Source organism: Streptomyces violaceoruber (genome assembly GCF_033406955.1).
GTDB classification, from domain to species: Bacteria; Actinomycetota; Actinomycetes; order Streptomycetales; family Streptomycetaceae; genus Streptomyces; species Streptomyces violaceoruber.
This window is the reverse complement of the sequence record NZ_CP137734.1, coordinates 5,088,744-5,115,373: the sequence shown is the minus strand read 5'-3', so window position 1 is coordinate 5,115,373 and position 26,630 is coordinate 5,088,744. Positions and strand designations below refer to the sequence as shown.

At 72.1% G+C, this 26,630-nt stretch carries 25 protein-coding genes; 7 read left to right on the top strand and 18 right to left on the bottom strand.

The annotated features are described in order from the left end of the window. Positions 1–121: 121 nt before the first annotated feature. Positions 122–1,279 (bottom strand): acyl-CoA dehydrogenase, encoded by a 1,158-nt coding sequence (locus R2E43_RS22920; RefSeq protein WP_003975760.1) that lies wholly within the window; start codon positions 1,277–1,279, stop codon positions 122–124. A 192-nt stretch (positions 1,280–1,471) separates the two neighbouring features. Here R2E43_RS22920 and R2E43_RS22915 point away from each other — a divergent pair, with 192 nt between their 5' ends. Beyond that, on the top strand, positions 1,472–2,815 hold the full coding sequence (locus tag R2E43_RS22915) for a UDP-glucose dehydrogenase family protein (protein ID WP_093456295.1): 1,344 nt from the start codon (positions 1,472–1,474) through the stop codon (positions 2,813–2,815). Positions 2,816–3,056: 241 nt separating this feature from the next. Here R2E43_RS22915 and R2E43_RS22910 read toward each other — a convergent pair whose 3' ends face one another. After that, positions 3,057–5,177 (bottom strand): FG-GAP-like repeat-containing protein, encoded by a 2,121-nt coding sequence (locus R2E43_RS22910; RefSeq protein WP_030873066.1) that lies wholly within the window; start codon positions 5,175–5,177, stop codon positions 3,057–3,059. Between the two features lie 406 nt (positions 5,178–5,583). Beyond that, on the bottom strand, positions 5,584–6,090 hold the full coding sequence (locus R2E43_RS22905; RefSeq protein ID WP_003975757.1) for a CGNR zinc finger domain-containing protein: 507 nt from the start codon (positions 6,088–6,090) through the stop codon (positions 5,584–5,586). 111 nt (positions 6,091–6,201) lie between these two features. Between R2E43_RS22905 and R2E43_RS22900 the strand changes: the two genes are divergently transcribed. Together R2E43_RS22900 and R2E43_RS22895 are read left to right on the top strand one after the other, a co-directional pair. Beyond that, entirely contained in the window at positions 6,202–6,561 is a 360-nt protein-coding gene (locus R2E43_RS22900) for a VOC family protein (RefSeq protein ID WP_003975756.1), read from the top strand. 29 nt (positions 6,562–6,590) lie between these two features. Next, positions 6,591–6,983 carry a VOC family protein gene (locus tag R2E43_RS22895; RefSeq protein ID WP_136207598.1) on the top strand — a complete coding sequence of 131 codons (393 nt, stop codon included), beginning with the start codon at positions 6,591–6,593 and terminating at the stop codon, positions 6,981–6,983. Between the two features lie 12 nt (positions 6,984–6,995). On the opposite strand, the gene R2E43_RS22890 is transcribed toward R2E43_RS22895, so the two are convergent. The 4 genes from R2E43_RS22890 to R2E43_RS22875 form a co-directional block, all read right to left on the bottom strand. Further along, positions 6,996–8,126 carry a dipeptidase gene (locus tag R2E43_RS22890; RefSeq protein WP_011028741.1) on the bottom strand — a complete coding sequence of 377 codons (1,131 nt, stop codon included), beginning with the start codon at positions 8,124–8,126 and terminating at the stop codon, positions 6,996–6,998. Between the two features lie 118 nt (positions 8,127–8,244). Continuing rightward, complete coding sequence (locus tag R2E43_RS22885) at positions 8,245–9,447, bottom strand: dipeptidase (RefSeq protein ID WP_003975753.1); 1,203 nt, start codon at positions 9,445–9,447, stop codon at positions 8,245–8,247. Between the two features lie 14 nt (positions 9,448–9,461). Beyond that, positions 9,462–10,004, bottom strand: coding sequence for a 5-(carboxyamino)imidazole ribonucleotide mutase (gene purE / locus R2E43_RS22880; RefSeq protein ID WP_003975752.1), 543 nt, complete (start codon positions 10,002–10,004; stop codon positions 9,462–9,464). Then, a complete protein-coding gene (locus R2E43_RS22875) occupies positions 10,001–11,236 on the bottom strand; it encodes a 5-(carboxyamino)imidazole ribonucleotide synthase (RefSeq protein ID WP_003975751.1) in 1,236 nt (411 codons plus the stop codon). Before R2E43_RS22875 ends, purE begins: the two co-directional genes overlap by 4 nt. 84 nt (positions 11,237–11,320) lie before the next feature. On the opposite strand from R2E43_RS22875, the gene R2E43_RS22870 reads away from it, so the two are divergent. Continuing rightward, positions 11,321–11,893: a GtrA family protein gene (locus R2E43_RS22870; RefSeq protein ID WP_011028743.1), complete on the top strand. Its 573-nt coding sequence runs from the start codon at positions 11,321–11,323 to the stop codon at positions 11,891–11,893. Between the two features lie 24 nt (positions 11,894–11,917). Here R2E43_RS22870 and draK read toward each other — a convergent pair whose 3' ends face one another. Beyond that, entirely contained in the window at positions 11,918–13,192 is a 1,275-nt protein-coding gene (gene draK, locus R2E43_RS22865; protein WP_011028744.1) for a two-component system sensor histidine kinase DraK, read from the bottom strand. A 34-nt stretch (positions 13,193–13,226) separates the two neighbouring features. Continuing rightward, positions 13,227–13,904 (bottom strand): response regulator transcription factor, encoded by a 678-nt coding sequence (locus R2E43_RS22860; RefSeq protein ID WP_003975748.1) that lies wholly within the window; start codon positions 13,902–13,904, stop codon positions 13,227–13,229. Positions 13,905–14,398: 494 nt separating this feature from the next. Here R2E43_RS22860 and R2E43_RS22855 point away from each other — a divergent pair, with 494 nt between their 5' ends. After that, on the top strand, positions 14,399–15,895 hold the full coding sequence (locus R2E43_RS22855; RefSeq protein ID WP_003975747.1) for an MFS transporter: 1,497 nt from the start codon (positions 14,399–14,401) through the stop codon (positions 15,893–15,895). A gap of 129 nt (positions 15,896–16,024) precedes the next feature. Next, positions 16,025–16,462 carry a VOC family protein gene (locus R2E43_RS22850; RefSeq protein ID WP_332056520.1) on the top strand — a complete coding sequence of 146 codons (438 nt, stop codon included), beginning with the start codon at positions 16,025–16,027 and terminating at the stop codon, positions 16,460–16,462. Between the two features lie 129 nt (positions 16,463–16,591). Here the strand turns inward: R2E43_RS22850 and R2E43_RS22845 are convergent, their stop codons facing one another. Beyond that, a complete protein-coding gene (locus tag R2E43_RS22845; RefSeq protein ID WP_011028746.1) occupies positions 16,592–17,104 on the bottom strand; it encodes an ATP-binding protein in 513 nt (170 codons plus the stop codon). 196 nt (positions 17,105–17,300) lie between these two features. After that, positions 17,301–17,678, bottom strand: a complete 378-nt coding sequence (locus R2E43_RS22840) for an STAS domain-containing protein (protein ID WP_003975744.1) — start codon at positions 17,676–17,678, stop codon at positions 17,301–17,303. Between the two features lie 252 nt (positions 17,679–17,930). Here R2E43_RS22840 and R2E43_RS22835 point away from each other — a divergent pair, with 252 nt between their 5' ends. After that, positions 17,931–18,845 (top strand): RNA polymerase sigma factor SigF, encoded by a 915-nt coding sequence (locus R2E43_RS22835; RefSeq protein ID WP_003975743.1) that lies wholly within the window; start codon positions 17,931–17,933, stop codon positions 18,843–18,845. A 76-nt stretch (positions 18,846–18,921) separates the two neighbouring features. Here R2E43_RS22835 and R2E43_RS22830 read toward each other — a convergent pair whose 3' ends face one another. The 7 genes from R2E43_RS22830 to R2E43_RS22800 all read right to left on the bottom strand — a co-directional run bounded on the left by R2E43_RS22830 (position 18,922) and on the right by R2E43_RS22800 (position 26,582). Beyond that, positions 18,922–19,245, bottom strand: coding sequence for a hypothetical protein (locus tag R2E43_RS22830; RefSeq protein ID WP_030873079.1), 324 nt, complete (start codon positions 19,243–19,245; stop codon positions 18,922–18,924). Positions 19,246–19,273: 28 nt separating this feature from the next. Beyond that, positions 19,274–20,449 carry an imidazolonepropionase gene (gene hutI, locus R2E43_RS22825; RefSeq protein WP_189284302.1) on the bottom strand — a complete coding sequence of 392 codons (1,176 nt, stop codon included), beginning with the start codon at positions 20,447–20,449 and terminating at the stop codon, positions 19,274–19,276. A gap of 56 nt (positions 20,450–20,505) precedes the next feature. Next, positions 20,506–21,855 (bottom strand): formimidoylglutamate deiminase, encoded by a 1,350-nt coding sequence (locus R2E43_RS22820; RefSeq protein WP_189284303.1) that lies wholly within the window; start codon positions 21,853–21,855, stop codon positions 20,506–20,508. Beyond that, positions 21,852–23,069, bottom strand: coding sequence for an allantoate amidohydrolase (locus R2E43_RS22815; protein ID WP_003975739.1), 1,218 nt, complete (start codon positions 23,067–23,069; stop codon positions 21,852–21,854). The genes R2E43_RS22820 and R2E43_RS22815 overlap by 4 nt, the downstream gene beginning before the upstream one ends. After that, positions 23,066–24,784 (bottom strand): urocanate hydratase, encoded by a 1,719-nt coding sequence (hutU, locus tag R2E43_RS22810; protein WP_003975738.1) that lies wholly within the window; start codon positions 24,782–24,784, stop codon positions 23,066–23,068. Before hutU ends, R2E43_RS22815 begins: the two co-directional genes overlap by 4 nt. Before the next feature lie 180 nt (positions 24,785–24,964). After that, the gene (locus tag R2E43_RS22805; protein ID WP_011028752.1) at positions 24,965–25,552 is read right to left on the bottom strand and encodes a hypothetical protein; all 588 of its coding nucleotides are present in this window, start codon (positions 25,550–25,552) and stop codon (positions 24,965–24,967) included. A 160-nt stretch (positions 25,553–25,712) separates the two neighbouring features. Beyond that, the gene (locus tag R2E43_RS22800) at positions 25,713–26,582 is read right to left on the bottom strand and encodes a MurR/RpiR family transcriptional regulator (protein ID WP_011028753.1); all 870 of its coding nucleotides are present in this window, start codon (positions 26,580–26,582) and stop codon (positions 25,713–25,715) included. Positions 26,583–26,630: the final 48 nt, after the last annotated feature.

Here is a 26,630-nt window from a genome sequence, read left to right as displayed (position 1 = left end):
ATTGCCGCTCGGCGGCTTCCCGACTCGATGGATCCACCGTCTCACCCACCACTGACAATCGGTCGCGACGAGCGAGGGGCGCCCGGCCGGCGGACGCCCCTCGCTGACAGGATCCCGGCCGCTACGGCAGGTTGCGCGCCATGACGATGCGCTGGACCTGGTTGGTGCCCTCGTAGATCTGCGTGATCTTGGCGTCGCGCATCATGCGCTCCACCGGGTAGTCCCGGGTGTAGCCGTAGCCGCCGAGCAGCTGGACGGCGTCCGTGGTGACCTCCATGGCCACGTCCGAGGCGAAGCACTTGGCGGCGGCGCCCTGGAAGGTCAGGTCGCTGTCGCCGCGCTGCGACTTGGCGGCCGCCGCGTACGTCAGCTGGCGGGCGGCCTCGATCTTCATGGCCATGTCGGCGAGCATGAACTGGATGCCCTGGAAGTCGGCGATCGGCTTGCCGAACTGCTTGCGCTCCTTGACGTAGCCCTTGGCGTAGTCGAGGGCGCCCTGGGCGATGCCGAGGGCCTGGGCGGCGATGGTGATGCGGGTGTGGTCCAGCGTCTTCATCGCGGTGGCGAAGCCGGTGCCCTCCGCGCCGATCATGCGGTCGGCGGGGATGCGGACGTTGTCGAGGTAGACCTCGCGGGTCGGGGAGCCCTTGATGCCGAGCTTCTTCTCCGGGGCGCCGAAGGACACGCCCTCGTCGGACTTCTCGACCACGAAGGCGGAGATGCCCTTGGAGCGCTTGTCGGGGTCGGTGACCGCCATGACGGTGTAGTACTCGCTGACGCCGGCGTTGGTGATCCAGCGCTTGACGCCGTTGAGCACCCAGAAGTCGCCGTCGCGGACGGCCCTGGTCTTCATGCCGGCCGCGTCGGAGCCGGCGTCGGGCTCGGAGAGGCAGTAGGAGAACATGCCGTCGCCCTTGGCGAGCGGGGTCATGTACTTCTTCTTCAGCTCCTCGGAGCCGGAGAGGATCACCGGGAGCGAGCCGAGCTTGTTCACGGCCGGGATGAGGGAGGAGGACGCGCAGGCGCGGGCCACCTCCTCGATCACGATGACCGTGGCGAGCGCGTCGGCGCCCGCGCCGCCGTACTCCTCGGGGACGTGCACCGCGTGCAGGTCGTTCGCGGTGAGCGCGTCCAGCGCCTCCTGCGGGAAGCGCGCCTCCTCGTCCACGGCGGCGGCGTACGGCGCGATCTTCGCCTCGGCCAGCGAGCGGACGGCGTCCCGGAGCATGTCGTGCTCCTCGGACGGGCGGTACAGGTCGAAGTCAGCCGATCCGGCCAAGGTTTCTCACGCTCCAAAACGCTGTGATGCTGGGCACGCTAACTACCGTTAAGTAACCCAAATTTTAGAGCCCCGGCCGGTCCGTGGATAGGTGAGCTTGACGACAGCCGGCCCCACGGTCTCGAAAGGCTTCTCCGGCGCCCCGGATATGCTCGGGCGCGCAACCGTGCCGTCCACCTCTGGAGCGCATCCATGGCCCTGAAGATCACCGTGATCGGTACCGGCTATCTCGGCGCCACCCACGCGGCGGCCATGGCCGAGCTCGGTTTCGAGGTGCTGGGTCTCGACGTGGTGCCCGAGAAGATCGAGACGCTCCAGCGGGGCGAGGTCCCGATGTACGAGCCCGGTCTGCGGGAGCTGCTGGGCAAGCACGTCGCCGGGATCGAGGGCTCCAGCGGGCGGCTGCGCTTCACCACCGACTTCGCCGAGGTCGCGGCCTTCGGCGACGTGCACTTCCTGTGTGTGAACACCCCGCAGAAGCACGGCGAGTACGCCTGCGACATGTCGTACGTCGACTCCGCGCTGGCCTCCCTGGCGCCGCACCTGACCGGCCCCGCGCTGGTCGTCGGCAAGTCGACCGTGCCGGTGGGCTCCGCCGACCGGCTGGCGGCCTACCTGGCCGAGCACGCGCCGGCCGGCGACGGGGCCGAGCTGGCCTGGAACCCGGAGTTCCTGCGCGAGGGCTTCGCCGTCGAGGACACCCTGCACCCCGACCGCCTGGTGGTCGGTGTGCGCAGCGAGCGGGCCGAGCGGCTGCTGCGCGAGGTGTACGCGACGCCGATCGAGGAGGGCTCGCCGTTCGTCGTCACGGACTTCCCGACGGCGGAGCTGGTGAAGACCGCCGCGAACTCCTTCCTCGCCACCAAGATCTCCTTCATCAACGCGATGGCGGAGGTCTGCGAGGCCGCGGGCGGCGACGTCGCCAAGCTGGCGGAGGCGATCGGGTACGACGACCGGATCGGGAAGAAGTTCCTGCGGGCCGGGATCGGCTTCGGCGGCGGCTGTCTGCCGAAGGACATCCGGGCGTTCATGGCGCGCGCCGGTGAGCTGGGCGCCGACCAGGCGCTGACCTTCCTGCGCGAGATCGACTCCGTCAACATGCGCCAGCGCGGCCGGATGGTGGAGCTGACCCGGCAGGCGCTGGGCGGCGGCCCCTTCCTCGGCAAGCGCGTCGCGGTGCTCGGCGCCACCTTCAAGCCCGACTCGGACGACGTACGGGACTCCCCCGCGCTGAACGTCGCCGGGCAGGTGCACCTCCAGGGCGCCCAGGTGACGGTGTACGACCCCAAGGGCATGGAGAACGCCCGGCGGCTCTTCCCGACCCTCGGCTACGCCGACTCGGCGCGGGAGGCGGTGCGGGGCGCTGACGTGGTCCTGCACCTCACGGAGTGGCGGGAGTTCCGCGAGCTGGACCCCGAGGTGCTGGGCGAGGCGGCTGCGGCCCGGGTGATCCTGGACGGGCGCAACGCCCTGGATCCGGCGCTGTGGCGGAAGGCCGGCTGGACGTACCGGGCGATGGGCCGCCCGACCGCCTGAGGGCCGCCCGACCGCCTCCGGCCGGTCCGGCGTTCCCGAGGCGGTCGGGCGGGGGCTAGGGGGTGTCGTTTGGATCTTGCCGGGGTCGCGGGGTCTGGCACGCACATCTGCGGCGTTGTCGTCGGTTGCCAACGCTCCGCGTTGTCGCCCTCCTCCGCCTTGCAGCTGCACGCACCAGACCCCGCTCGGGTCGGCCACAAGGCACCGTCGGCCGCGGCCGGCCTGATCCAAACGACACCCCCTAGCTCTTCGGGTAGGTGGTGAAGAACTGTGCGGAGCCGAAGGCCCAGCTGCTGGCCGGAGCGCTCCAGCCGGCGATGCCGCCGTTGAACATGGCGTCCGGCCGTGCGGTCCAGGTCCACATCTTCACCGTGCCGTCGGCCTGGTGGTTCAGCGTGGCGAGGTCGTCGCGGCCGTCCCCGTCGTAGTCGCCGGTGAGGAACTGCATGCGGGTCACGTCCAGGTTGCCGGGAGGGCTGCTGAGGGTGACCTTCGCCGATCCGAAGCGGTCCTTGCCGCTGACCCGTTCCGAGAGCATGGTCGACGTCTTGTCGCTGCCGTCCGGGTAGTCGTACCAGACCAGCGTGTCGTCGCGGCCGTCCCCGTTGAAGTCGCCGGCGTGCGGGGTGGTGCGGTTCCAGTCGAGGGACGCGCTCTGCCACCACACGGCGGGGGTGGTGAATCCGCCGTCGGGCGCGGCCGGGAAGACGTACGTCTTGACCGTGTCGTCGCCCTGGCCGTAGAAGACGCTCAGGTCGTCGCGGCCGTCGCCGTCGAAGTCACCGACGACGGACTTGACGCGGCTGCGCAGCCAGGAGCCGGACGGGGCGGACCAGGAGCTGAAGGGGGCGTTGAAGGTGCCCCGGTCGGTGCTGGTGAACGTCCACAGTTTGGTGCTGCCGTCGGTGTAGGCGTACCAGACGGCCACGTCGTCGCGGCCGTCGCCGTTGAAGTCACCGGCGTGCGGGGTCATGTAGCTGATGTGGAAGCCGCCGGCCGGGGTGCTCCACGCCGTGTAGGGGGCGTCGAACCCGCCGTCCGCCCGGCCGAGTGCGACCCACAGTTTGACGCTGGTGTCGCTGTAACCCTTGAGGACGGCCGTGTCGCCGCGGCCGTCGCCGTTGAAGTCGCCGGTGAGGTACTTCATCGCCCGGGTGTCCCAGACCCCGTCGGCGACGTCGTAGGACTTGAGGGGCTTGGTGAGGGTCCCGTCGGTGCCGCCGAGGAAGGTGTGGATGGCGTCGCGACCGTCGGTGTAGTTGTACCAGGCGGCCATGTCGCTGCGGCCGTCGCCGTTGTAGTCGTGGCGGACCTCGGTGCCGGCGGCCCACTGGGAGGCGCCCTGGGCGTCGCGGACGACGAGGTCGCCCCGGTCCTGGAGGACGGCACTGCCGCCGGGCGCCGTGGTCGCGGACTCCCACAGGACCGTGGTGCCGTCGGCGTCCACGACGGTGAGATTTCCGCTGTCGGTGAACCGGGCGGTGGCGCCGGGGTGGCCGGCGGTGCCGGTGGACCACAGGGTCTTGCCCGCGTTGGAGACGACGACGAGGTCGCCGTCGGCCCGCAGGGTGAGGCGGGCGGCGTTGGAGACGAGGCTGTCCTCGGCGCGCAGGACGGCACCGGGCGTGAGCGTGTTGCCGCCGGCGATGTTGTCGAGGCGGGGAGAGACCGCGTCGTTGCGGGTCTCGGCCGGGTCGGTGCCCCAACAGCCGCCCTGCCAGGACTGGCTGGCGAGCGCCACCAGCTCGAACCCGCCGTCCTTCTGCCGCAGGAGCGGCCCCCCGGCGTCGCCCGCGCAGATGGCGTCGTCGTCGGTTCTGCCGTCGAGCGCGAGCGTGGTGCCGGAGACGGACTGGACCGTGAACGCCGCCGTGTGCCGGGTGAGGGGCGCCCACTCCTCCTTGGTCCGGCCGAAGCCGACGACCGTCAGCTCCTCGCCCGGTGCGGGCGCGGTGGTGGCGAACGGCACCGGGGTGGTGCCGGCGACCGGGGAGGCCAGGCGGGCCAGGACCAGGTCGCGGTCGGTACGCGGAACGAGTTCGACGACCTCGACGGTCGTCCCGGCGGCCGGGCCGAGGACGGCCGTCGTCCTCCACTGCGGCTTGCCCGCGGCGACCGGTCCGGTGCCGAGGTCGTCGGCGAAGCAGCTCGCGGCCGTGGCCAGCCACTGGGCGGCGACGAGCACACCGGAGCAGGCCCGCTGGTCGTCGCCTATGCGCAGGCGGGCGGTGGAGGCATGGCCGCCTTCGGTGACGGCGGGGCCGGTGGCGGCCTGGACGGGTCCGACGACGAGGCAGCCGGCGGCCACCGCGATGGCCGTCAGACCCGCGGTGACCGCGGCGCGTGAACGGAATCTGGACACGGGTCGGTACTCGGTCCTTTCGGGAGGCGGCATGACGGGCGGTCGATCAACCGACGACATGGGGATCCGGCAGGACGAGGACGCGCCACGGCGTGCACGACCATCTCGTCGGTCCGCGGAGCATGGGCCTGCGCACCTCGACGGCGCGCGGAAACAGCCGTGTCCGAGACAAGCACGGCGGCCCCCTCCGTCGTCACTCCCTGCCCCCCTGGCACGGCGACCACGAACGTATCACCACGTTCACAACTCGAACACAGCGTCGACGAGTTCGAGGTAGGCGAGGAAGGCGGGCCGGCGGGCCGGCGGGCCGGACGACGCCGGTTCGGCCGAGGCTCAGTCGGCCGAACCGGCGTCGACCGCATTGTGCCCCAGTGCGCGCCCGGCCGGCCGGTGAAGCGGGCGGTGTTTACGACTCCTTGGCCCGGTACCGGCGCATCTTGGCGCGGGCCCCGCACACCTGCATCGAACACCAGCGGCCGCGTCCCGCCGGGCTGCGGTCGTAGTACGCCCAGTGGCAGTCGGCGGCCTCGCACGCCTTGAGGCGGCTCCAGGTGCCGGCCACCAGTGCCTGGGCGACGGCGGCGGCGACGCGGGCGGTCAGGGAGCCCTCCCCGGCCGGGGCGAGGGCGGCGGAGCCGTCGGCCGGGTCGACGGCGACGACCAGCGGGGCGGCCGCCAGCAGCTCCCCCAGCGGGGTCACCGCGCGGTGCGGCGGGTGCCCGGCGTGGGCGAGCAGGGTGGCGCGCAGGGACTCGCGCAGCTCCCGGGCGGCCGGTACGTCGTCCTCCGTCAGGCCGAGCGGCGCCCGGCCCTCCTCCGTGTCCAGCGAGTCGGCGCCCGTCTCGAGGTCCAGCGTGTTCACCAGGGTCTCGACCAGGCCCAGGCCGCCCGGTGCGGGCGATCTCTCACTCATGCTTGCGACGTTACCGCCAATACGGCAGCATGCAGTAACCGTTACTGGTTACCCGCATGATGCCGGTAACCGCGCCGGTGACCGAAGACCGCGTACTTCAAGGAGGAAGTCATGGCTGTCGCCGAACTGGGTCCCGTCGTCCTGGACTGTCCCGACCCCCGTGCACTGGCCCGCTTCTACGCCGACGTGCTCGGCGGCACCGTCGAGGGCGAGGGCGACTGGGTCGACCTGAGGCTGCCGGGCGGACGGGCGCTGGCCTTCCAGGCGGCCCCCGGGTTCGTGCCGCCGAAGTGGCCCGCGCCCGACGACTCGCAGCAGTTCCACCTCGACCTCGACGTGAAGGACCTGGACGCGGCCGAGAAGGCGGTGCTGGAGCTGGGCGCGAGGCCGCTGGACGCGGAGGACCGCACCCGTACCTTCCGCGTTTACGCCGACCCGGCCGGGCACCCGTTCTGCCTCTGCGCCTGCTGAGCCGGCCCACGAGCACTCGGAGGACTCCCATGGCACCCGCGGCACGTTTCCGTTCCGTCGTCGTCGACTGTCCCGACCCCCGTGAGCTGGCCCGCTTCTACGCGGCGGTCGGGGGCGGCGCGCCCGACGAGGCGGACCCGGACTGGGTGGTCCTCCAGGTGCCCGGCGGACCCCGCCTGTCCTTCCAGCGGGCCCCGGACCTCACCCCGCCCGAGTGGCCGCGCTCCGACCGCAACGCCCAGCAGTTCCACCTCGATTTCGACGGCGGGGCGACCTGGGCCGAGATGGACGCCGCGCACGATCGGGTGCTCGCGCTGGGCGCCCGGCCGCTGGACCTGGAGGACCGGGAGGACAAGGACTTCATGGTGTACGCCGATCCGGCGGGGCATCCGTTCTGCCTCTGCCGGATCGAGCACACGTGACGCTCGCGCGGACTATCCGTCCAGGTCGGCGATGGTCGCCGTGGACGGCTCGCGGCGCAGCTGGGCCGCCTTCGCGGTGAAGGCCGCGGCACGCAGGACCCGCTGGACGTTGCCCCAGGTCAGCAGGGCCACGTCCGCCTCGTCCCAGCCACGCCTGAGCAGTTCGGCGACCAGCCGGGGGTAGCAGGAGGGGTCGCCCAGCTCCAGCGGGTGCGCGGCGCCGCTGTCGTAGGTGCCGGACAGGCCGACGCTCTGCGGCCCGGCCACCGTGCGGACGTGGTCGAGGTGGTCGGCGACGTCCCGCACCGTCGGGCCGGTCTGCTCGGCGGTCAGCGGCACCATGCACAGGCCACCGGCCGCGCCCAGCTCCACCAGCAGGTCGTCGGGGAGGTTCGCGGGGTGCGGGCGCAGCGCGCGGGCGGCGGAGCGGGTGCACAGCGCCGGTGCCTTGGACACCGCGAAGGTACGCCGGACAGTCTCGGCGGAGGCGCCGGAGAGGTCGGCGACGACACCGAGCCGGTTCATCTCCCGGACGACCTCCTCGCCGAACCGGGTCAGCCCCGCCTCGCTCGCCCAGCTCACCCCGGACAGCGTCAGGACGCGCAGGCCGAGGGCGTGCAGGGAGCGCAGGATGCCGAGCCGGTCGCCGAGGGCGGCGGCGCCCGCGGGACCGGGCAGCACGGCGATCCGGCCGCAGTTGCGGGCGTCGATGGCCTGCCCCGCGTCGTACGCCAGGCGCAGCCCCTCCGGGTGGGCCCGCACGACCGTCTTGACCAGGTCGAGCTGCTCCAGCGTGGCGCCGACCGCACGGTCCCCGTCGAGGGACTCGGGCAGGTGCAGCGACCACAGCAGCGCCCCCACGTGTCCCTCGCGCAGCCGCGGCACGTCGGTGTCGACGGCGCTCTCGCCCAGCTCCAGGTCGTACCAGGGCAGGTGCCTGAGCGCCCAGGGCAGACCGTTGCAGCCGTCGGCGACGGGATGGGCGGCCAGCACGGCGTGCGCCCGGGCCAGCGGCTCGTCGTCGGGGTCGGACACGGGAGCGTAGGGCTCCGGCGGAAAGGCCTCCGCGGCGAGCGGCACGGGCAGGTCGTCGAGCCCACCGGCCTCGGTACCGGTGTGCAGGTCGTCCTGGAGGTCTGCCATGACGGGCTCCGTACGGTCGTCGTGAGGTACGGCCACCGTCGCACGGAGCGGAAAGGGCTTCCTGGTGGGTGGGGCGTTCGGGGGTACGCGCGCCCCACCCGGCCGGAAGCGGGGCGGCTCAGCCTTCCGGCTGCTCGGCGGCCGTGCCGTCCAGCTGCTCGATGGTGGCGTTGGACGGCCCCCGGGTCGCCCGGAGCCCCCGGGACACGTCCTCGGCGGCGTCGAGTACCCGGACCGCGTTCTTCCAGGTCAGCTTGGCCAGGTCGGACTGGGACCAGCCGCGGTCGAGCAGCTCGGCGATCAGGTTCGGGTAGCCGGAGACGTCGCCGAGGCCGTCCGGGGTGAAGGGCGTGCCGTCGTAGTCGCCGCCGATGCCGAGGTGGTCGACGCCGGCGACCTCGCGCATGTGGTCGAGGTGGTCGGCGACCGTCGACACGGTGGCGACGGGGCGCGGGACGCGCTCCTCGAAGGCGGCGTGCACCTTCATCGCCTCGGGACTGGAGTCGAGGTGGTGGAAGCCGTGCGCGCGCATGTTGTCATCGGCCTCGGCGGTCCAGTCGACCGCGGCCTGGAGCACGAACTTCGGCACGAACGTCACCATCGCCATGCCGCCGTTGGCGGACAGCCGCTCCAGGACGTCGTCCGGGATGTTGCGCGGGTGGTCGCACACCGCGCGGGAGGACGAGTGCGAGAAGATCACCGGCGCGGTGGAGGTGTCCAGCGCGTCGCGCATCGTCGTCGCCGCGACGTGCGAGAGGTCGACCAGCATGCCCTCGCGGTTCATCTCCCGCACGACCTCGCGGCCGAAGGCGGACAGACCGCCGACGCCGGGCTCGTCGGTCGCCGAGTCCGCCCACGCGTTGTTGTCGTTGTGGGTGAGCGTCATGTAGCGCACGCCGAGCGCGTACAGGGCGCGCAGGGTGGCCAGCGAGTTGTCGATGGAGTGGCCGCCCTCGGCGCCCATGAGGGAGGCGATCCGGCCCTCGGCGCGGGCCGCCTCCATGTCGGCGGCGGTCAGCGCGGCCCGCAGCTCGCCGGGGTGGCGGTCGATCAGCCGCCGTACGCAGTCGATCTGCTCCAGCGTCGCCGTCACCGCGCCGGGCAGGTCGGAGCGGACGTACACCGACCAGTACTGCGCGCCGACGCCGCCGGAGCGCAGCCGGGCCAGGTCGGTGTGCAGGTGGGCGGACTGGTCGGCGGCGATGTCGCGGGCGTCGAGGTCGTAGCGGACCTGCTCGCGCAGCGCCCAGGGCAGGTCGTTGTGCCCGTCGACGACCGGGAACTCGCGCAGCAGCTCGCGGGCCTTCTCCAGCGATGTCATCCGCGTTCCTTCCGTCACTTTCCGAATCCGAAGCCGGCCGCTGAGCCCTCGACCTTGGTGCGCAGCCGCTTGCCCTTCTCGGTGGCCTGGTCGTTGAGGTCCTGCTGGAACTCGCGCATCCGGCCGAGCAGTTCCTCGTCGTGGGCGGCGAGGATGCGGGCGGCCAGCAGACCGGCGTTGCGGGCGCCGCCGACGGAGACCGTCGCCACCGGGACGCCGGCCGGCATCTGCACGATGGACAGCAGGCTGTCCATGCCGTCCAGGTACTTCAGCGGCACCGGGACGCCGATGACCGGCAGCGGCGTGACCGAGGCGAGCATGCCGGGCAGGTGGGCGGCGCCCCCGGCCCCCGCGATGATCGCCTTGAGGCCGCGTCCGGCGGCCTGCTCGCCGTACGCGATCATCTCGTGCGGCATGCGGTGCGCGGAGACGACGTCGACCTCGTAGGGGACCTCGAACTCGTCGAGGGCCTTGGCGGCGGCCTCCATGACGGGCCAGTCGGAGTCCGACCCCATGACGATGCCCACGACCGGGGTCACCGGGCTGGCCTGGCTCATTCGGTGATCGTCCCTCTCAGGTAACCGGCAGCGTGACGGGCGCGCTCCAGCACGTCGTCCAGGTCGTCGCCGTAGGTGTTGACGTGGCCGACCTTGCGGCCGGGCTTCACGTCCTTGCCGTACATGTGGATCTTGAGCTGCGGGTCGCGGGCCATGCAGTGCAGGTACGCGGAGTACATGTCCGGGTAGTCGCCGCCCAGGACGTTGACCATCACCGTCCACTTGGCCCGCGGGCGCGGGTCGCCGAGGGGGAGGTCGAGGACCGCGCGGACGTGGTTGGCGAACTGCGAGGTGATCGCGCCGTCCATGGTCCAGTGGCCGGAGTTGTGCGGGCGCATCGCCAGTTCGTTGACGAGGACGCGGCCGTCGCGGGTCTGGAACAGCTCGACGGCGAGGTGTCCGACGACGCCCAGCTCCTTGGCGATACCGAGCGCCATCTCCTCGGCGCGCAGGGCCAGCGCCTCGTCCAGATCGGGTGCGGGGGCGATCACCGTGTCGCAGACGCCCTTGACCTGCTGGGACTCGACGACGGGGTAGGCCACCGCCTGGCCGTGCGGGGAGCGGACCACGTTGGCGGCCAGCTCGCGGACGAAGTCGACCTTCTCCTCCGCCAGCACGGGCACCCCGGCGCGGAAGGGCTCGGCCGCCTCCGCCACCGAGTCCACGACCCACACGCCCTTGCCGTCGTACCCGCCGCGGACCGTCTTGAGGACGACGGGGAAGCCGTCCCCGCCCTCCACGGCGCCCTCCGCCGCGAAGGCGGCCACGTCGGCCGGATCGCGCACGATCCGGTGCCGCGGGCAGGGCACGCCGATCGCGTCGAGCTTCGCGCGCATCACGCCCTTGTCCTGGGCGTGCACGAGCGCCTCGGGACCGGGGCGGACGGGGATGCCGTCCGCCTCCAGGGCCTTGAGGTGCTCGGTCGGCACGTGCTCGTGATCGAAGGTGATCACGTCACAGCCGCGCGCGAACTCGCGCAACGTGTCCAGATCGCGATAGTCGCCGACGACGACTTCGTTCACGACCTGCGCCGCAGAGTCCTGGGGAGTGTCACTGAGAAGCTTGAACCTGATGCCGAGCGGGATGCCCGCCTCGTGTGTCATACGAGCGAGCTGGCCACCGCCGACCATGCCGACTACGGGGAACGTCACACCCCTAGCGTATCGGCCGCGCGGAGCCCACCTGTTTACCGGCCGTTTCCGGCCCCGGCCACCGCCCGTTGCGGGGCGCATGGGGCCGTCCGCAGGAAGATCGCGCGTCCGGGTGGTTAGCATGAACGGATTGACGCCAACCGACGGACGGGGGCCTGCACGACCATGGAACATGGTTCCTCGGGTGCTCAGACTGCTCCCGCCACGCCTCCGGCGCCGCGCGCCGGAATGCGGGAACGGGTCGACCGGCTCGTGCGCGAGGTCGTGAAGTTCGGCGCCGTGGGCGGCGCGGGGGTGCTGGTCAACCTCCTCGTCTTCAACTTCGTACGGCACACGACCGACCTCCAGGTGGTGCGGGCCAGCATCGTCGCCACGGTCGTCGCGATCGTCTTCAACTACCTGGGCTTCCGCTACTTCGCCTACCGCGACCGCGACAAGAGCGGCCAGACCCGCGAGATGTCACTGTTCCTGCTGTTCAGCGCCGTCGGCCTGGTCATCGAGAACGGCGTGCTCTACACGGCGACGTACGGGTTCGGCTGGGACAGCCCGCTGCAGAGCAACATCTTCAAATTCCTCGGCATCGGGATCGGCACGCTGTTCCGCTTCTGGTCGTACCGCAGCTGGGTCTTCCGCGCGCTGCCCGCCCGTGAGCCGGCGGCGCGGGCGGAGACCTTCCTGGAGCACGAGCACCCGACCGCGCTCCCCCGTCCGGACGGCGCCCCCGCCGGCCACCGCTGACCCGCTCCCCCTCCTCCGGCGCGCTCAGCGCACCGTCTGGTCGCCGTCCCCCGGGGACTTCTTCGACGGCGGCGTGCGGGACAGGAACAGTCCGAAGACCGGCGGACGCCCCTGGAGCAGCTCCAGGCGGCCGCCGTCCGCCTCCGCGAGGTCGCGGGCGACGGCGAGGCCGATGCCGGTGGAGTTGCGCCCGCTGATCGCGCGCTCGAAGATCCGCGCCCCCAGGTCGCCCGGGACGCCGGGACCCTCGTCGGTGACCTCGACCACGGCCTGGTTGCCGGTCACCCGGGTCCGCAGGGCCACCGTGCCGCCGCCGTGCATCAGGGAGTTCTCGATCAGCGCGGCCAGCACCTGCGCCACGGCGCCCGGGGTGCCCACGGCCGTCAGATGGCGCTTGCCGGAGCTGACGATGGCCCGCCCCTCGCCGCGGTAGGCCGGGCGCCATTCGGCGATCTGCTGCTGGATGACGTCGTCCAGCTCGAAGGTGACGGCGGAGCCGCTGCGCGGGTCGCGGGAGTTGGTGAGCAGCCGGTCCACGACGTCCGTCAGCCGTTCCACCTGCGACAGGGCGATCGTCGCCTCCTCCTTCACCGTCTCCGGCTCGTCGGTCAGGGTGATCTCCTCCAGCCGCATCGACAGCGCGGTCAGCGGTGTGCGCAGCTGGTGGGAGGCGTCGGCGGCCAGTCGGCGCTCGGCGGTGAGCATCCGGGCGATGCGCTCGGCGGAGGAGTCCAGCACGTCCGCGACCCGGTCCAGCTCGGGGACGCCGTACCGCTTGTGCCGGGGGCGCGGGTCGCCGGAGCCGAGGCGCTCGGCGGTCTCGGCGAGGTCGGTGAGCGGGGAGGCGAGGCGGTTGGCCTGCCGGATCGCCAGCAGTACGGCGGCGATCACGGCGAGCAGCGCCACCAGGCCGATGATCAGCAGGGTCCGCCCGACCTCCCGGGTCACGGAGGAGCGGGGCTCCTCGACGAGGACCGTCTCGCCCTCCTCGCCGGTGGCCCTGCCCTGGAGGACGTCGCCGGTCGGCTTGGTGCCGACCTCGACGACCGGCTCGCCGGGGATGCGGATCACGGCGTACCGGGCGTCGCGGATCTGCTCCCGCAGGAAGTCCTCGTCGACGGAACCGGTGCCGATGAGCCGGCTGTCGACGATGCTGGCCAGCCGCACCGCTTCCAGGTCGACCCGTTCCTGGGCCGTGCTGCTGATGGTCCGGGTCTCGACGATGACGAGGGAGACGCCGAAGACGGCGATCACCACGAGCACCACGGCGAGCGTGGACTGGATCAGTCGACGGCGCATGTCCTCTTACCCGGAAGGCCCTCTCGGGGCTCGCTCAGTTCTTCTCGAAACGGAAGCCCACGCCGCGCACGGTGGCGATGTAGCGCGGGTTGGCCGCGTCGTCGCCCAGCTTCTTGCGCAGCCAGGAGATGTGCATGTCGAGGGTCTTGGTCGACGACCACCAGGTGGTGTCCCAGACCTCGCGCATCAGCTGGTCGCGGGTGACGACCCGGCCGGCGTCGCGCACCAGGACCCGCAGCAGGTCGAACTCCTTCGCGGTGAGCTGGAGCTCCTCCTCTCCCATCCAGGCCCGGTGCGACTCGACGTCGATGCGCACACCGTGGGTGGCGGGCGGCTGCGGCGGCTCGGCGGCACCGCGCCGCAGCAGGGCCCGGACCCGGGCCAGCAGCTCGGCGAGGCGGAAGGGCTTGGTGACGTAGTCGTCGGCGCCCGCGTCCAGGCCGACGACGGTGTCCACCTCGTCGGCGCGCGCGGTCAGGATCAGGATCGGCACGGCGTGGCCCTCGGACCGCAGCCGGCGGGCGACCTCGAGTCCGTCCATGCCCGGCAGGCCCAGGTCCAGCACGACCAGGTCGATACCGCCCTGCAACCCCGCGTCGACTGCGGTGGGTCCGTCCTCACGCACCTCGACCTCGTACCCTTCCCTGCGCAGTGCGCGGGCCAGCGGCTCCGAGATGGACGCGTCGTCCTCGGCGAGCAGTACACGGGTCATGGGCTGATGGTAGACCGCTCGGAGCAACGCCCGGGGCAAGATCGCCCCGCGGACCGCCCCGCCCGGCCACCCCCGTGTCCGGACCTGCGGCTGTGGGGTGCCATCCTGGGGGAAACCTTCGAAAGATCGTTCACGGTTCCACTATTACCTGTGATCCGCGTCTCAAGTCCTTCCATACCGGGCGGTGTCCTGCCGTATGGTGAATCAGCGCCTGTAGCACCCAGCGGACCTTTGGCGACAGTTCGACGCTGAAGGTCTCTTTTGTGTGCGGGCCGACCCCCACCGTCGGCCTTGAAAGGAATGACCTGTGGCCGGGCCTCACCGCGTGCAGTGACGCGCGCAGAGGCGTGGATCCCGGTGGCCGCCGCCCACCGCTTCGCAATCCGGAGCGGATCCCTCAGGCGTGGGACGGGCGAGTAAGGCCGCCGGTGCCGGCCGCCCCCCACCGGGCGCGCATCGCCTCATGAGCGCGTCCCGACCAGCAAGGATCGACCATGGCGTCCAGCCTGACGAAGGACTCGGTCACCCCGGGCACCCCCGGCACCGAGAAGACCTTCTTCGGCCACCCCCGCGGACTGGCCACACTCTTCATGACCGAGATGTGGGAGAGGTTCTCCTACTACGGCATGAGGGCTCTGCTCCCGCTGTACCTCGTCGCCCCGGGTGGCCTCGGCCTCGGCGCCGGCACCGCGACCGCGATCTACTCGGTGTACCTCTCGCTGGTGTACCTGCTCACGATGCCGGGCGGCTGGTTCGGCGACCGCGTCTGGGGTCCCCGCAAGACCGTCGCCATCGCCGGCGGCGTGATCATGCTGGGCCACCTGACGCTGGCGCTGCCGTCCTCCGGCACCTTCTACGCGGGCCTCGGCCTGGTCGCCATCGGCTCCGGTCTGCTGAAGGCCAACATCTCCACGATGGTCGGCCAGCTCTACGACGGCCCCGACGACCCGCGCCGCGACGGTGGCTTCACCGTCTTCTACATGGGCATCAACCTCGGTGCCTTCGCCGCGCCGCTGACCATCGGCACCATCGGCGAGAACGTCAACTGGCACCTGGGCTTCGCGCTCGCCGCGGTCGGCATGGGCCTGGGCGTCCTCCAGTTCCTGATCGGCAGCCGCCACCTGGCCCCGCACTCCAGCGCGGTGCCGAAGCCGCTGTCCGTCGAGGAGAAGACCTCGACGCTGCGCAAGGCCGCCTTCTGGGCCGCGCTGGCCGTCGTCTTCTACGCGATCGTCGGCTTCTCCGGCCACTACACCCTGAACTGGATCCTGGTCCCGCTGACCCTGCTCGGCGTGATCATCCCGGTGCTGGTGCTGACCAACATCAAGCGCGACAAGTCCCTGGACCGCGCCGAGCAGTCCAAGATGTCGGCGTACATCTGGTTCTTCGTCGCCGCCGCCGTGTTCTGGATGATCTACGACCAGGGCGGCTCGACCCTGTCGCTGTTCGCCGACTCCTCGGCCGACAACAGCGTCTTCGGCTGGAGCTTCCCGGTCTCCTGGTACCAGTCGGTCAACCCGGTCATCATCATGGCCCTGGCCCCGGTCTTCGCCACGGTGTGGCTGGCGCTCAACCGCCGGGGCAAGGAGCCCAGCACGGTCGTGAAGTTCTGCGGCGGTCTGGTCCTGGTCGGCGCGTCCTTCTTCCTCTTCCTGGCCCCGCTGGGCATTGCCGAGGGCGGCCACAAGGCCGCGGCCATGTGGCTGGTGGCGATCTACTTCGTCCAGACCTGCGGCGAGCTGATGCTCTCCCCGGTCGGCCTGTCGGTGACGACGAAGATGGCGCCGGTGAAGTACGCCTCGCAGATGATGGGCGTCTGGTTCCTGGCCGTCACCGCCGGTGACGCCACGACCGGCCTGCTCTCCATCGCCGGCGTCGACCTCAACAAGACGGGCATCGTCGCCGCGGAGGCCACCCTCGCGGTGGTCGCGGGCGTCGCGATCTGGATGTACCGCAAGCGCGTCAAGGAACTCATGGGCGACGTGCGCTGAGCCCCGCGGGCACGCCCGCCTCTTCTCGGAGGGTCACCTCGTCCGGTGGACGGGGTGACCCTCCGGGCGTTGGGGCGGGGTCGTCGGCGGTGCGGGGTACAGTCCGTTCCTCCGACCGGGGAAGGACTCATGGCGACCAGGTGGAGCTTGACGATCGACTGCGCGAACCCGGCGAGCCTGGCGGCGTTCTGGGCCCTGGCGCTGGGCTGTGCGGAGAAGCCCGCGCCCCCGGGGTTCGGGAGCTGGGCGGAGTGGTTCGCCCACCACGAGGTTCCGGAGGACGAGTGGGACGACGGGGCGTACCTGTCGGACCCGGACGGTGCGGGCCCCGACCTGTCCTTCTTGAAGGTGCCGGAGCCGAAGGCGGTGAAGAACCGGCTGCACCTCGACGTGCGGGTCGGCGGCGGCCGTGAGACGCCCTGGGAGGTGCGTTGGCCGCGGGTGGTCGAGGCGGTGGAGCGGCTGACCGCCGCGGGCGCGACCGTGGTCCGCGAGGAGGGGTTGCGGGGCAGGCCGGATCACGTGGTGATGGCGGACCCGGAAGGCAACGAATTCTGTCTGGTCTGACGGCCGTGTCCCCGGAGAGCGGGCGCGCGGTCCGCTCTGCGGGCCGGGGCGCGGCCCCCGGGACGGCGGCCTGCTGGCCGACCGAGACGGGTGGGCGGACGGGCGGGTGCCCGCCCGAGCGCCGCAGGCCTACGCCGGGGCGCCCAGCTCCGCCCACACCCGCTTGCCCGCGACCCCCGGCGTCCGTACGACGCCCCAGTCCAGGCAGAGCCGCTGCACGATGAACATGCCGTGTCCGCCGGGGCGCCCCGCGCGGTGCGGGGTCCGCGGCGCCGGCTGACCCGTACCGCGGTCGGAGACCTCCAGCCGGATCACCTTCTTCTCACAGGTGATCGACAGCTCGTCCGGGCCCTCCGCGTGCAGACACGCGTTGGTGACCAGCTCGGAGACCACGAGCAGGACGTCCTCCGCGGCGGCGCGCTGGTCCGCGGTGGCGGAGGGCAGCCAGCCCCAGGCGTACAGCGCCTCGCGGGTGAAGTCACGGGCCAGCGGGACGACCCCGCTCGCGTCCTCGAAGCTCAGCCTGCGGGCCTGCCGTCCGCCGCCCTCCCCGGACGCGGAGGCGGGCGCGGACGCCGTCCCGGAAGCGCCGCCGGGCTCCGGACCGCGGTCGCCCGGCGGGTAGGGCCGGGTGGTGCTCATCAGCGCTTCACCTCACCGATCCACCAGTTCACGTTTCAAAGTCGTAGACAGCCATGTCGTACACAGCCGGTTCAGGGTGTCTCCTGCCCGACCGGATCGCACGAACACCCCTGTATTGCGCACGAAACCCGGCGCGGGGCGAAAACACCCGCTCCGGGAAGCACACGCACCCCTCCGTCGGCCGGACAAGGACGGCTCAGTCGGACGCGTCGGCCAGGGCGGCCGCAAGCGTGTCATGAAGGGTGAAGACCGCTTCGGCCCCCGTGATCTCGAACACGCGCGCCACTACCGGCTGCATGGCCACCAAATGCACTCCGCCCCCCGCGGCTTCCGCTTTCAACCGAGCGCCGAGCAGGACGTTGAGCCCCGTGGAGTCGCAGAACTCCAGCCGTGAGCAGTCCACGACGAGCCGGTTGAATCCCTTGTCGAGACAGTCCTCCAGCGGCTCGCGCAACAGATCGGCGGTGTGGTGATCCAGCTCACCCGCCGGGGTCACGACGGCGCTGGGCCCCTCTTCCCGTACCTCGACCAGAAGCCGGCCCGACTGGGCACTGCCGACCGTCCCGCGGTCCATGCCGTTTCTCTCTCCCGAGGTCGTGACTGCTTGCTGACGCACTCGAACACTACGCCTTCCCACCGCACTCCGACACCCGAACAACCGCACACAAACGGACATACCCGCACAGAACACACTTGCGGTCAGCTCGGTAAACCCGGTAGGGCTAGTAAGACACGTAAACCGACACGGCCGGCTTTGGAGGCGCCGCACACCGCAGTGCACGTATTTGGCTTCGGCAGCCGTATGCCGAGAACGATGGAGGACATCATGTCACCCCGGCTCGACGGATCGCGTACCCACCAAGCGACGTCGACACTCCCTCCGGAACATCTGGATCCCATCGAGCACCACGACGCCGTCGTCGACCACGACGACGCACTCGCCGGGCTTCCGGACATCCCCGCGTACGACGAGGTCGCTCCGGCGGACGCCAGGGCCCTGTCCAAGACCCTCTTCGAGCGGCTGGAGTCGCTGGAGGAAGGCACCCACGAGCACGCGTACGTACGCAACACGCTCGTCGAGCTGAACCTCGCGCTGGTCAAGTTCGCCGCCTCCCGCTTCCGCTCGCGCAGCGAGCCGATGGAGGACATCATCCAGGTCGGCACCATCGGCCTGATCAAGGCGATCGACCGCTTCGAGCTGTCGCGCGGTGTGGAGTTCCCCACGTTCGCGATGCCGACCATCATCGGCGAGATCAAGCGCTTCTTCCGCGACACCTCGTGGTCCGTGCGCGTTCCGCGCCGCCTCCAGGAGCTGCGGCTCGACCTCGCGAAGGCCGGCGACGAGCTGGCCCAGCGCCTCGACCGCGCCCCCACCGTCTCCGAGCTGGCCGAACACCTCGGCCTGTCCAAGGACGAGGTCGTCGAGGGCATGGCGGCGTCCAACGCCTACACCGCCTCCTCGCTGGACGCCCAGCCGGAGGAGGACGACGCGGAGGGCGCGCTCGCCGACCGCATCGGCTACGAGGACCACGGGCTCGAGGGCATCGAGTACGTCGAGTCGCTGAAGCCGCTGATCGCCGAGCTGCCCTCCCGGGACCGGAAGATCCTCTCCCTGCGTTTCGTCGCCGGCATGACCCAGTCGGAGATCGGCGAGGAGCTGGGCATCTCCCAGATGCACGTCTCGCGTCTGCTGTCGCGGACCCTCGTACGGCTGCGCAAGGGGCTCACGGTCGAGGAGTGATCCCCACCGCGTGACGCTTGCCCTGAAGGGGGGCGACCCGAGGCCGGGCCGCCCCCCTTCAGGCTGCCGTCGCTCGTCACGGGGAGTTGGCGATCAGCGCCGCCGTCGGCAGCAGCGGGGCCAGCCCGCACAGGAGCCAGAAAGTGTGCGGGGTGAGGGACGTCCGGCGCCGCAACGGCGCGTTGACCAGCCACCAGATCATCGTGAAGACCGCCACCACGGGGACGACGATCACGAGCCAGAGCGCCATGCCGTCGTTCTCCGTCGGCTCCCGTACGGTCCAGCCCAGCTCCGCCAGCGGCCAGTTGACCATCAGGTACCACACGAGCCAGAACGGCACGACGCCCGGAATCCCGAGCAGCACGTTCAACAGGAACGGCGTCCACCAGTACTTGGCCATGCCCCTCCGCCCCCGACTCACATGCCGCTCACACCTTACGCACGCCCCGCCGCCACACACCCGCGACCAGCGGCACCCCCGGCCGGTAGGCCAGGTGGACGTGGCTCGGGGCGTCGAGCAGCGTCAGGTCGGCGTACGCGCCCGGGACGAGGCGGCCGACGTCCTCGCGGCGCAGGGCCGCGGCGCCGCCCGCGGTGGCCGACCAGACCGCCTCGTCCGGCGTCATCCCCATGTCCCGTACCGCGAGCGCGATGCAGAAGGGGACGGAGGACGTGAAGGAGGAGCCGGGGTTGCAGTCGGTGGAGAGGGCCACCGTGGCACCGGCGTCGATCAGGCGCCGGGCGTCCGGCCACTGGGCGCGGGTGGAGAACTCGGCGCCGGGCAGCAGGGTCGCGACCGTACGGCTGTTCGCGAGGGCGTCCACGTCGGCGTCGGTGAGGTGGGTGCAGTGGTCGGCGCTGGCGGCGTCGAGTTCGACGGCGAGCCGGACGCCGGGGCCGTAGGAGAGCTGGTTGGCGTGGATGCGGGGGTGCAGGCCCCGGGCCTTGCCCGCGGTGAGGATGGCGCGGGCCTGGTCGCCGTCGAAGGCGCCCTTCTCGCAGAACACGTCGATCCAGCGGGCGTGCGGCGCGCAGGCGTCGAGCATCTCCCCGGTGACCAGGTCCACGTAGGCGGCGGGGTCGTCGGCGAGTTCGGGGGCGACGATGTGGGCGCCGAGGAAGGTGACCTCGTCGGTGTGGCGGGCGGCGACCCGCAGGGCCCGGGACTCGTCGGCGGTGGTCAGGCCGTAGCCGGACTTGGTCTCGAAGGTGGTCGTGCCCTGGCGCAGGGCCTCGGCGAGGTAGCGGGTGAGACCGGCCTCCAGTTCCGCGTCGCTCGCGGCGCGGGTGGCGGCGACGGTGGTGCGGATGCCGCCCGCGCTGTAGGGGCGGCCGGACATGCGGGCGTTGAACTCCTCGGTGCGGTCGCCCGCGAAGAGGAGGTGGGAGTGGGAGTCCACGAAGCCGGGGAGGACCGCCCGGCCGTCGGCGTCGACCCGGTTGTCAGTGGCGGGTGCTTTGCTTGATTCACCGGTCCACACGACGCGGTCGCCCTCGATGACGACGGCCGCGTCCCGGACCAGACCGAGCGGGGAGTGGTCGCCGAGGGAGGGGTCGTTGGTGACGAGTGCGGCGATGTTGGTGATGACGGTGCTGCTGCTCATGGGGTCCCTGGTGTCCTCGTGGGGGCGGGGGCTGGGGCGTGGGCGGGCGCCGGTGGTCAGGCGCGCAGGGCTTCGACGGCCCGCGCGAGGGCCTGCGGCACGTCCGGTACGAGGATGTGCGCCCCGTCGCGTACGACGTGCCGCCCTCCCACGACCGTGTGCCGTACGTCCGCTGCCGTCGCGGCGAATACGGCCGTCTCGGCGCCGAGCCTGGGCAGCGGTCCCGCTGTCCTGACCGAGTCCAGCGCGATGGTCGCGAGGTCGGCGCGGGCCCCGGCCTCGATGCGGCCGGTGTCGTCCCAGCCGAGGGCGGCGTGCCCGTCGGCGGTGGCGGCCCGCAGCAGGGCGGCGGCGGTCCAGTGGCCGCGGGCGCGGGTGCGCAGGCGCTCGTTCAGCTCCATGGCGCGCGCTTCTTCCAGCAGGTCGACGACGGCGTGGCTGTCGGAGCCGAGGGAGAGGGGCGAGCCCGCCCGCTGGAGTGCGGCCGCGGGGCCGATGCCGTCGGCCAGGTCCCGTTCCGTGGTGGGGCACATGCAGGTGCCGGTGCGGCTGCCGCCGAGCAGGGCGATGTCCTCGTCGGTGAGGTGGGTGTTGTGGACGCCGGTGGTGCGGGCGCCCAGCACACCGTGGTCGGCGAGGAGGCGGGTCGGGGTGCGGCCGTGGGCCTGGCGGCAGGCGTCGTTCTCGGCGGTCTGCTCGGAAAGGTGCACATGCAGCGGGGCCCGCCGCTCCTCGGCCCACTGCGCCACGGTCGCCAACTGGTCGGCGGGCACGGCCCGTACGGAGTGGATCGCGGCCCCGATCCGCGCGTGATCCCGTTCCTTGAGAACTGAACAGCGTTCGGCCCAGGCATCCGCCGTGCCGTCGGAGAAGCGGCGCTGGTGGGTGTTCGGTGGCTCGCCGAAGCCGGAGGACAGGTAGCAGGTGTCGAGGAGGGTGATGCGGACACCGGCTTCGGCGGCGGCCTCGATCAGCGCCTCGCCCATCGCGTTGGGGTCGGCGTAGGGGGTGCCGCCGGGCGCGTGGTGCACGTAGTGGAACTCGCCGACGGCGGTGATGCCGGCCAGCGCCATCTCGGCGTACACGGCGCGGGCGAGGGCGTGGTAGGTGTCCGGGGTCAGCCGGTCGGCGACCGAGTACATCACCTCGCGCCAGGTCCAGAAGGTGCCGGAGCCGACCTGGACGGTGCCGCGCAGGGCGCGGTGGAAGGCGTGCGAGTGCGCATTCGCCAGCCCCGGCAGGGTCAGTCCGCGCAGGATCCCGGCGCCGGGCGGCGGGGTGGCGACGCCCTGGTGGACGGCGGTGATGCGACCGTCCCGGACGTCCAGAGCGACCCCCGGCTCGACATGGGTGCCGAGCCAGGCGTGCTCCAGCCAGTACGTGCGGGGCTGCTCGGAGGAGGTCACGTGCAGGCCAGCCCTTCCAGTACGTCGGCGAGTGCGTTCACCCCGGCCACGCAGTCGTCCTCGGCGGCGTACTCGGCCGGGGAGTGCGAGACGCCGGTGGGGTTGCGTACGAACAGCATGGCGGTCGGGATGCGGTCGGAGAGGATTCCGGCGTCGTGTCCGGCGCCGGTACCGAGGACGGGCACCTTCAGGTCCGTCCCCGTGCCCAGGATGCGGCCGAGTTCGTCGCGCAGGGCGTGGTCGAACTCGACGACGGGCGTGAAGGACTCGCGGACCACGTCGAGGTCCACGCCCCGGGCTGCGGCGTACTCGCGGGCGGCCTTCTCGATGCCGGTGACCACGGTGTCCAGGCTCGCCTGGTCGGCGGCTCGGGAGTCGAGCCAGCCGCGCACCAGGGAGGGGACGGCGTTGACGCCGTTGGGTTCGACGCCGATCTTGCCGAAGGTGGCGACGGCACCGGCGAGTTCGGCCTCGCGGCGGGCGGCGAGGACGGTCTCCGCGTACGGCAGCATCGGGTCGTGCCGGTCGGCGAGGCGGGTGGTGCCGGCGTGGTTGGCCTCGCCCCGGAAGTCGAACCGCCAGCGTCCGTGCGGCCAGATGGCGGAGGCGATGCCGATGCGGTCGCCGGACAGGTCGAGGGCGCGGCCCTGCTCGACGTGGAGTTCGACGAAGGCGCCGATGCGGGCGAGCCGTTCGGGGTCGGGGCCGAGGGTGCCCGGGTCGTACCCGGCGGCCTCCATGGCCTGCGGAAGCGTGATGCCGTCGCCGTCGGTGAGGCGGTGGGCCTGCTCGACGGTGAGCGCGCCGGAGGTGAGCCGGGAGCCGACGCAGGCGAGGCCGAAGCGGGCGCCCTCCTCGTCGCCGAAGTTGACGATGCCGAGCGGCCTGGTGAACCGCGCTCCCCTCCCGCGCAGTTCGTCGAGGGCGGCGAAGGCGGAGACCACGCCGAGGGGGCCGTCGAAGGCGCCGCCGTCGGGCACGGAGTCCAGGTGGGACCCGGTGACGACGGCGTTCCCGGCCGCCGGGTCGCCGAGCCAGGCCCACTGGTTGCCGTTGCGGTCGGTCTCGTAGGTCAGGCCGCGGGCCTCGGCCTGCTCCTGGAACCAGGTCCGGCAGTCGGCGTCGGCGCCGGTCCAGGCGGCGCGGCGGTAGCCGCCGGAGGCGGAGCTGCGGCCGACCGGCAGCAGCTCCGCCCACATGCTGTGGAAGCTCACGCGCCGTCACCCTCGCGCGCCGCACCGCTCCCGTGCGCCGCGTCACCCTCGTGCGCCTCGTCGCCCTCGCGCATCGGCACCCGCACGTCGCGCTCGGCCGCCACCGACTCGGCGATGTCGTACCCGGCGTCGACGTGCCGGATGACGCCCATGCCGGGGTCGTTGGTGAGCACCCGGCGGATCTTCTCCCCGGCGAGCGGGGTGCCGTCGGCGACGGTGACCTGCCCGGCGTGGATGGAGCGGCCCATGCCGACGCCGCCGCCGTGGTGGAGGGAGACCCAGGAGGCACCGGAGGCCACGTTGACCATGGCGTTGAGCAGCGGCCAGTCGGCGATGGCGTCGGAGCCGTCGAGCATGGCCTCGGTCTCGCGGTACGGGGAGGCGACGGAGCCGCAGTCGAGGTGGTCGCGGCCGATGACGATCGGGGCGGCCAGCTCGCCGCTCGCGACCATGTCGTTGAACCGCTCGCCTGCCTTGTCCCGCTCGCCGTAGCCGAGCCAGCAGATGCGGGCGGGCAGGCCCTGGAAGTGGACCCGCTCTCCCGCCATCTTGATCCAGCGGGCCAGGGACTCGTTCTCGGGGAAGAGGTCGAGGATCGCCTTGTCGGTCTTGGCGATGTCGGCGGGGTCGCCGGACAGGGCGGCCCACCGGAAGGGGCCCTTGCCCTCGCAGAACAGCGGGCGGATGTAGGCGGGGACGAAGCCGGGGAAGGCGAAGGCCCGGTCGTATCCGGCGAGCTGGGCCTCGCCGCGGATCGAGTTGCCGTAGTCGAAGACCTCGGCACCGGCGTCCTGGAAGCCGACCATGGCCTCGACGTGCCGGGCCATGGACTCGCGGGCCCGGGTGGTGAAGCCGGCCGGGTCCTTGGCCGCCGCGTCGGCCATGTCCTCGAAGGCGATACCGGTGGGCAGGTAGGCCAGCGGGTCGTGGGCCGAGGTCTGGTCGGTGACGATGTCGATCGGGGCGCCCATGGCGAGGAGCTGCGGGACCAGCTCGGCGGCGTTGCCGAGGACGCCGATGGACAGCGGCTTGCGCCGGTCGCGGGCCTCGGTGGCCAGCTGGAGGGCGTGGTCGAGGGAGTCGGCCTTCACGTCGAGGTAGCGGTGCTCGATGCGGCGGTCGATGGCGCGCGGGTCGCAGTCGACGCAGATGACGACGCCGTCGTTCATGGTGACCGCGAGGGGCTGGGCGCCGCCCATGCCGCCGAGGCCGGCGGTGAGCGTGATGGTCCCGGCCAGGGTGCCGCCGAACTTCTTGGCGGCGACGGCGGCGAAGGTCTCGTAGGTGCCCTGGAGGATGCCCTGGGTGCCGATGTAGATCCAGGAGCCGGCCGTCATCTGCCCGTACATGGTCAGGCCGAGGGCCTCCAGGCGGCGGAACTCCTCCCAGTTGGCCCAGTCGCCGACGAGGTTGGAGTTGGCGATGAGGACGCGCGGGGCCCACTCGTGGGTCTGCATGACGCCGACCGGGCGGCCGGACTGGACGAGCATCGTCTCGTCCTGCTTGAGGGTGCGCAGGGTCCGCACCATCGCGTCGAAGGAGCGCCAGTCGCGGGCCGCCTTGCCCGTGCCGCCGTAGACGACGAGCTTGTCGGGGTGCTCGGCGACCTCCGGGTCGAGGTTGTTCTGCAGCATCCGCAGGGCGGCCTCCTGCTGCCAGCCCAGGGCGCTCGGCTCGGTACCGCGTGGCGCTCGGACGGGACGAGGTCCGGACATGGTCTGCCTCCTGGTGGCTGTGCTCCCGGCGGATTGTTGCTACGGATATTCATATCCTCACCTCCTGAATAGAGCTAGTCAACAGGGTCGGGTCCGTGCCGCCCGCAAACGAGCGCGGGGCCCCCGGTCGGGGGCCCCGCGCTCGGACTGCCGGACGTCGCTCGGACTGCCGGACGTCGCTCAGACCGTCGCCGGCGTCTTCCGCCTCGCTCCACCCGGAGCCGCGTCGCCCGCCGCGATGCCGGTGCTGCGGTAGGCCTTGACCGCCTTGCCCGCCGGGCGGCCCGCATTGTCGGCGAGCCAGTCCACACGGACCCACAGCAGGGCGTCCCCGGCCTGTTCGCGGCGGCCGATCCAGGCGGCCTTGAGCCACAGCCCGGCACCGCAGCCGGCCAGCAGCAGTCCGCCCGCGGCGGGCAGGGCGAAGGCGCTGCCGAGGGCGGCGAGGAAGGCGAGGAGCAGCCACCAGCGGTGACCACGGCGCCAGTCGCGTACGGTGACCCCGCGGTCCTGGAGCACGTCGTGCTTGCCCGCGCGGGCCGCCGAACCGGCCAGGGCCGTGTAGCGCCGTCGGCGCGCCCACGCCACGACGGCCGTGGCGACGATGAAGAGGGCGGCGCCCGCCAGCACACCGATCCGGCGTCCGGTGAGCCCCGGCACCAGCACGCCGATGCCCGCCGCGAAGACGCCCAGCCACCACAGTGGTGCGGCGCCCGCCCGTACGACGACGGCGACCCGAGCCAGTCCCACCTGTCCTCCGCGCGCCACGTCCTGCCTCCTGTTCCGTTCCTGCCTGTGCGATGCGTCTGAAGGGTGTGTCAGGCGCCGCACTGTAACGGGGCAAGCTGAGACGAATCTGAGAACCCGTCCGCCGCCCGGGTCACCTCGGAGGGCTCACGGGTCAGTTGAGTCAGTCGGGTCATTCGGGTCAGTCCACGAAGAGCCCCCGCGCCGCGGCCTTGGTGTCGAACTCCTCCAGCCGGGCCTGCGCGTCCGGCAGGTCGTCGCACATCGCCTCGAGGAGCACCCGCCCGAGCAGCATCGGCGCGCAGGCGGTGTCGAAGGCGAGGCCGGTGCCGACGGCGGCGGGCAGCAGCAGGTCGGACACCTTGGCGACCGGCGCGAAGGCGGAGTCGGCGACGGTCACCACCGTGAGCCCGGCCTCCTTGGCGTGCGCGAGCGCCTCGACGACCTCGCGGGGGTGCCGGGGCAGGGCGAAGCAGAGCAGCGTGCCCGCCCCGGCCCGGACGGCGGCGTCGATGCGGTCGCGCAGCATCGTGCCGCCCTCGCCGAGGAGCCGGACGTCCGGGTGGACCTTGGCGGCGAAGTAGGAGAAGCCGTGTGCCTGGGCGGCGGCGGCCCGCAGTCCGAGCACCGGCAGCGGCCGGCTCGCGGCGAGCAGGCGGCCCGCCTCCCGCACGGGTCCCGGGTCGGCCAGCACCTCGGCGAGATGCCGCAGGTTCTCGATCTCGGCCGCCACGGCCTGCTGGTACTCGTTGACGGCACCGGTGTCCGCGACCGGTTCCGCGGGCGCGACCTCGCGCAGGTGCCGGCGCAGCGCCGGGTAGCCGTCGAAGCCGAGGGCGACGGCGAAGCGGGTCACGGACGGCTGGCTGACCCCCGCCAGCTCGGCCAGCTCCACGCTCGACAGGAAGGGCACGTCGGAGGCGCGGCGCACCATGCTGTGCGCGATGCGCCGCTGGGTCGGCGTCAGCCGGTGCCCCTCGAAGAGCGTCTGCAGCCGAGCGGCCGGACTGTCGGTCCCGCTCGCCCCGCTCGTGCCGCCGGTCCCGTTCATGACGTGGCCCCCTCGACCTATTCACGCACCCCGAATTCTGCATACCTT

Coding starts and splice junctions, on each gene's coding strand:
- R2E43_RS22915 (WP_093456295.1), top strand. CDS start 1,472: ATGGCCCTGAAGATCACCGTGATCGGTACCGGCTATCTCGGCGCCACC.
- R2E43_RS22905 (WP_003975757.1), bottom strand. CDS start 6,090: ATGAGTGAGAGATCGCCCGCACCGGGCGGCCTGGGCCTGGTCGAGACC.
- R2E43_RS22900 (WP_003975756.1), top strand. CDS start 6,202: ATGGCTGTCGCCGAACTGGGTCCCGTCGTCCTGGACTGTCCCGACCCC.
- R2E43_RS22895 (WP_136207598.1), top strand. CDS start 6,591: ATGGCACCCGCGGCACGTTTCCGTTCCGTCGTCGTCGACTGTCCCGAC.
- R2E43_RS22890 (WP_011028741.1), bottom strand. CDS start 8,126: ATGGCAGACCTCCAGGACGACCTGCACACCGGTACCGAGGCCGGTGGG.
- R2E43_RS22885 (WP_003975753.1), bottom strand. CDS start 9,447: ATGACATCGCTGGAGAAGGCCCGCGAGCTGCTGCGCGAGTTCCCGGTC.
- purE (WP_003975752.1), bottom strand. CDS start 10,004: ATGAGCCAGGCCAGCCCGGTGACCCCGGTCGTGGGCATCGTCATGGGG.
- R2E43_RS22875 (WP_003975751.1), bottom strand. CDS start 11,236: ATGCGCCCCGCAACGGGCGGTGGCCGGGGCCGGAAACGGCCGGTAAAC.
- R2E43_RS22870 (WP_011028743.1), top strand. CDS start 11,321: ATGGAACATGGTTCCTCGGGTGCTCAGACTGCTCCCGCCACGCCTCCG.
- draK (WP_011028744.1), bottom strand. CDS start 13,192: ATGCGCCGTCGACTGATCCAGTCCACGCTCGCCGTGGTGCTCGTGGTG.
- R2E43_RS22860 (WP_003975748.1), bottom strand. CDS start 13,904: ATGACCCGTGTACTGCTCGCCGAGGACGACGCGTCCATCTCGGAGCCG.
- R2E43_RS22855 (WP_003975747.1), top strand. CDS start 14,399: ATGGCGTCCAGCCTGACGAAGGACTCGGTCACCCCGGGCACCCCCGGC.
- R2E43_RS22850 (WP_332056520.1), top strand. CDS start 16,025: ATGGCGACCAGGTGGAGCTTGACGATCGACTGCGCGAACCCGGCGAGC.
- R2E43_RS22845 (WP_011028746.1), bottom strand. CDS start 17,104: ATGAGCACCACCCGGCCCTACCCGCCGGGCGACCGCGGTCCGGAGCCC.
- R2E43_RS22840 (WP_003975744.1), bottom strand. CDS start 17,678: ATGGACCGCGGGACGGTCGGCAGTGCCCAGTCGGGCCGGCTTCTGGTC.
- R2E43_RS22835 (WP_003975743.1), top strand. CDS start 17,931: ATGTCACCCCGGCTCGACGGATCGCGTACCCACCAAGCGACGTCGACA.
- R2E43_RS22830 (WP_030873079.1), bottom strand. CDS start 19,245: ATGGCCAAGTACTGGTGGACGCCGTTCCTGTTGAACGTGCTGCTCGGG.
- hutI (WP_189284302.1), bottom strand. CDS start 20,449: ATGAGCAGCAGCACCGTCATCACCAACATCGCCGCACTCGTCACCAAC.
- hutU (WP_003975738.1), bottom strand. CDS start 24,784: ATGTCCGGACCTCGTCCCGTCCGAGCGCCACGCGGTACCGAGCCGAGC.
- R2E43_RS22800 (WP_011028753.1), bottom strand. CDS start 26,582: ATGAACGGGACCGGCGGCACGAGCGGGGCGAGCGGGACCGACAGTCCG.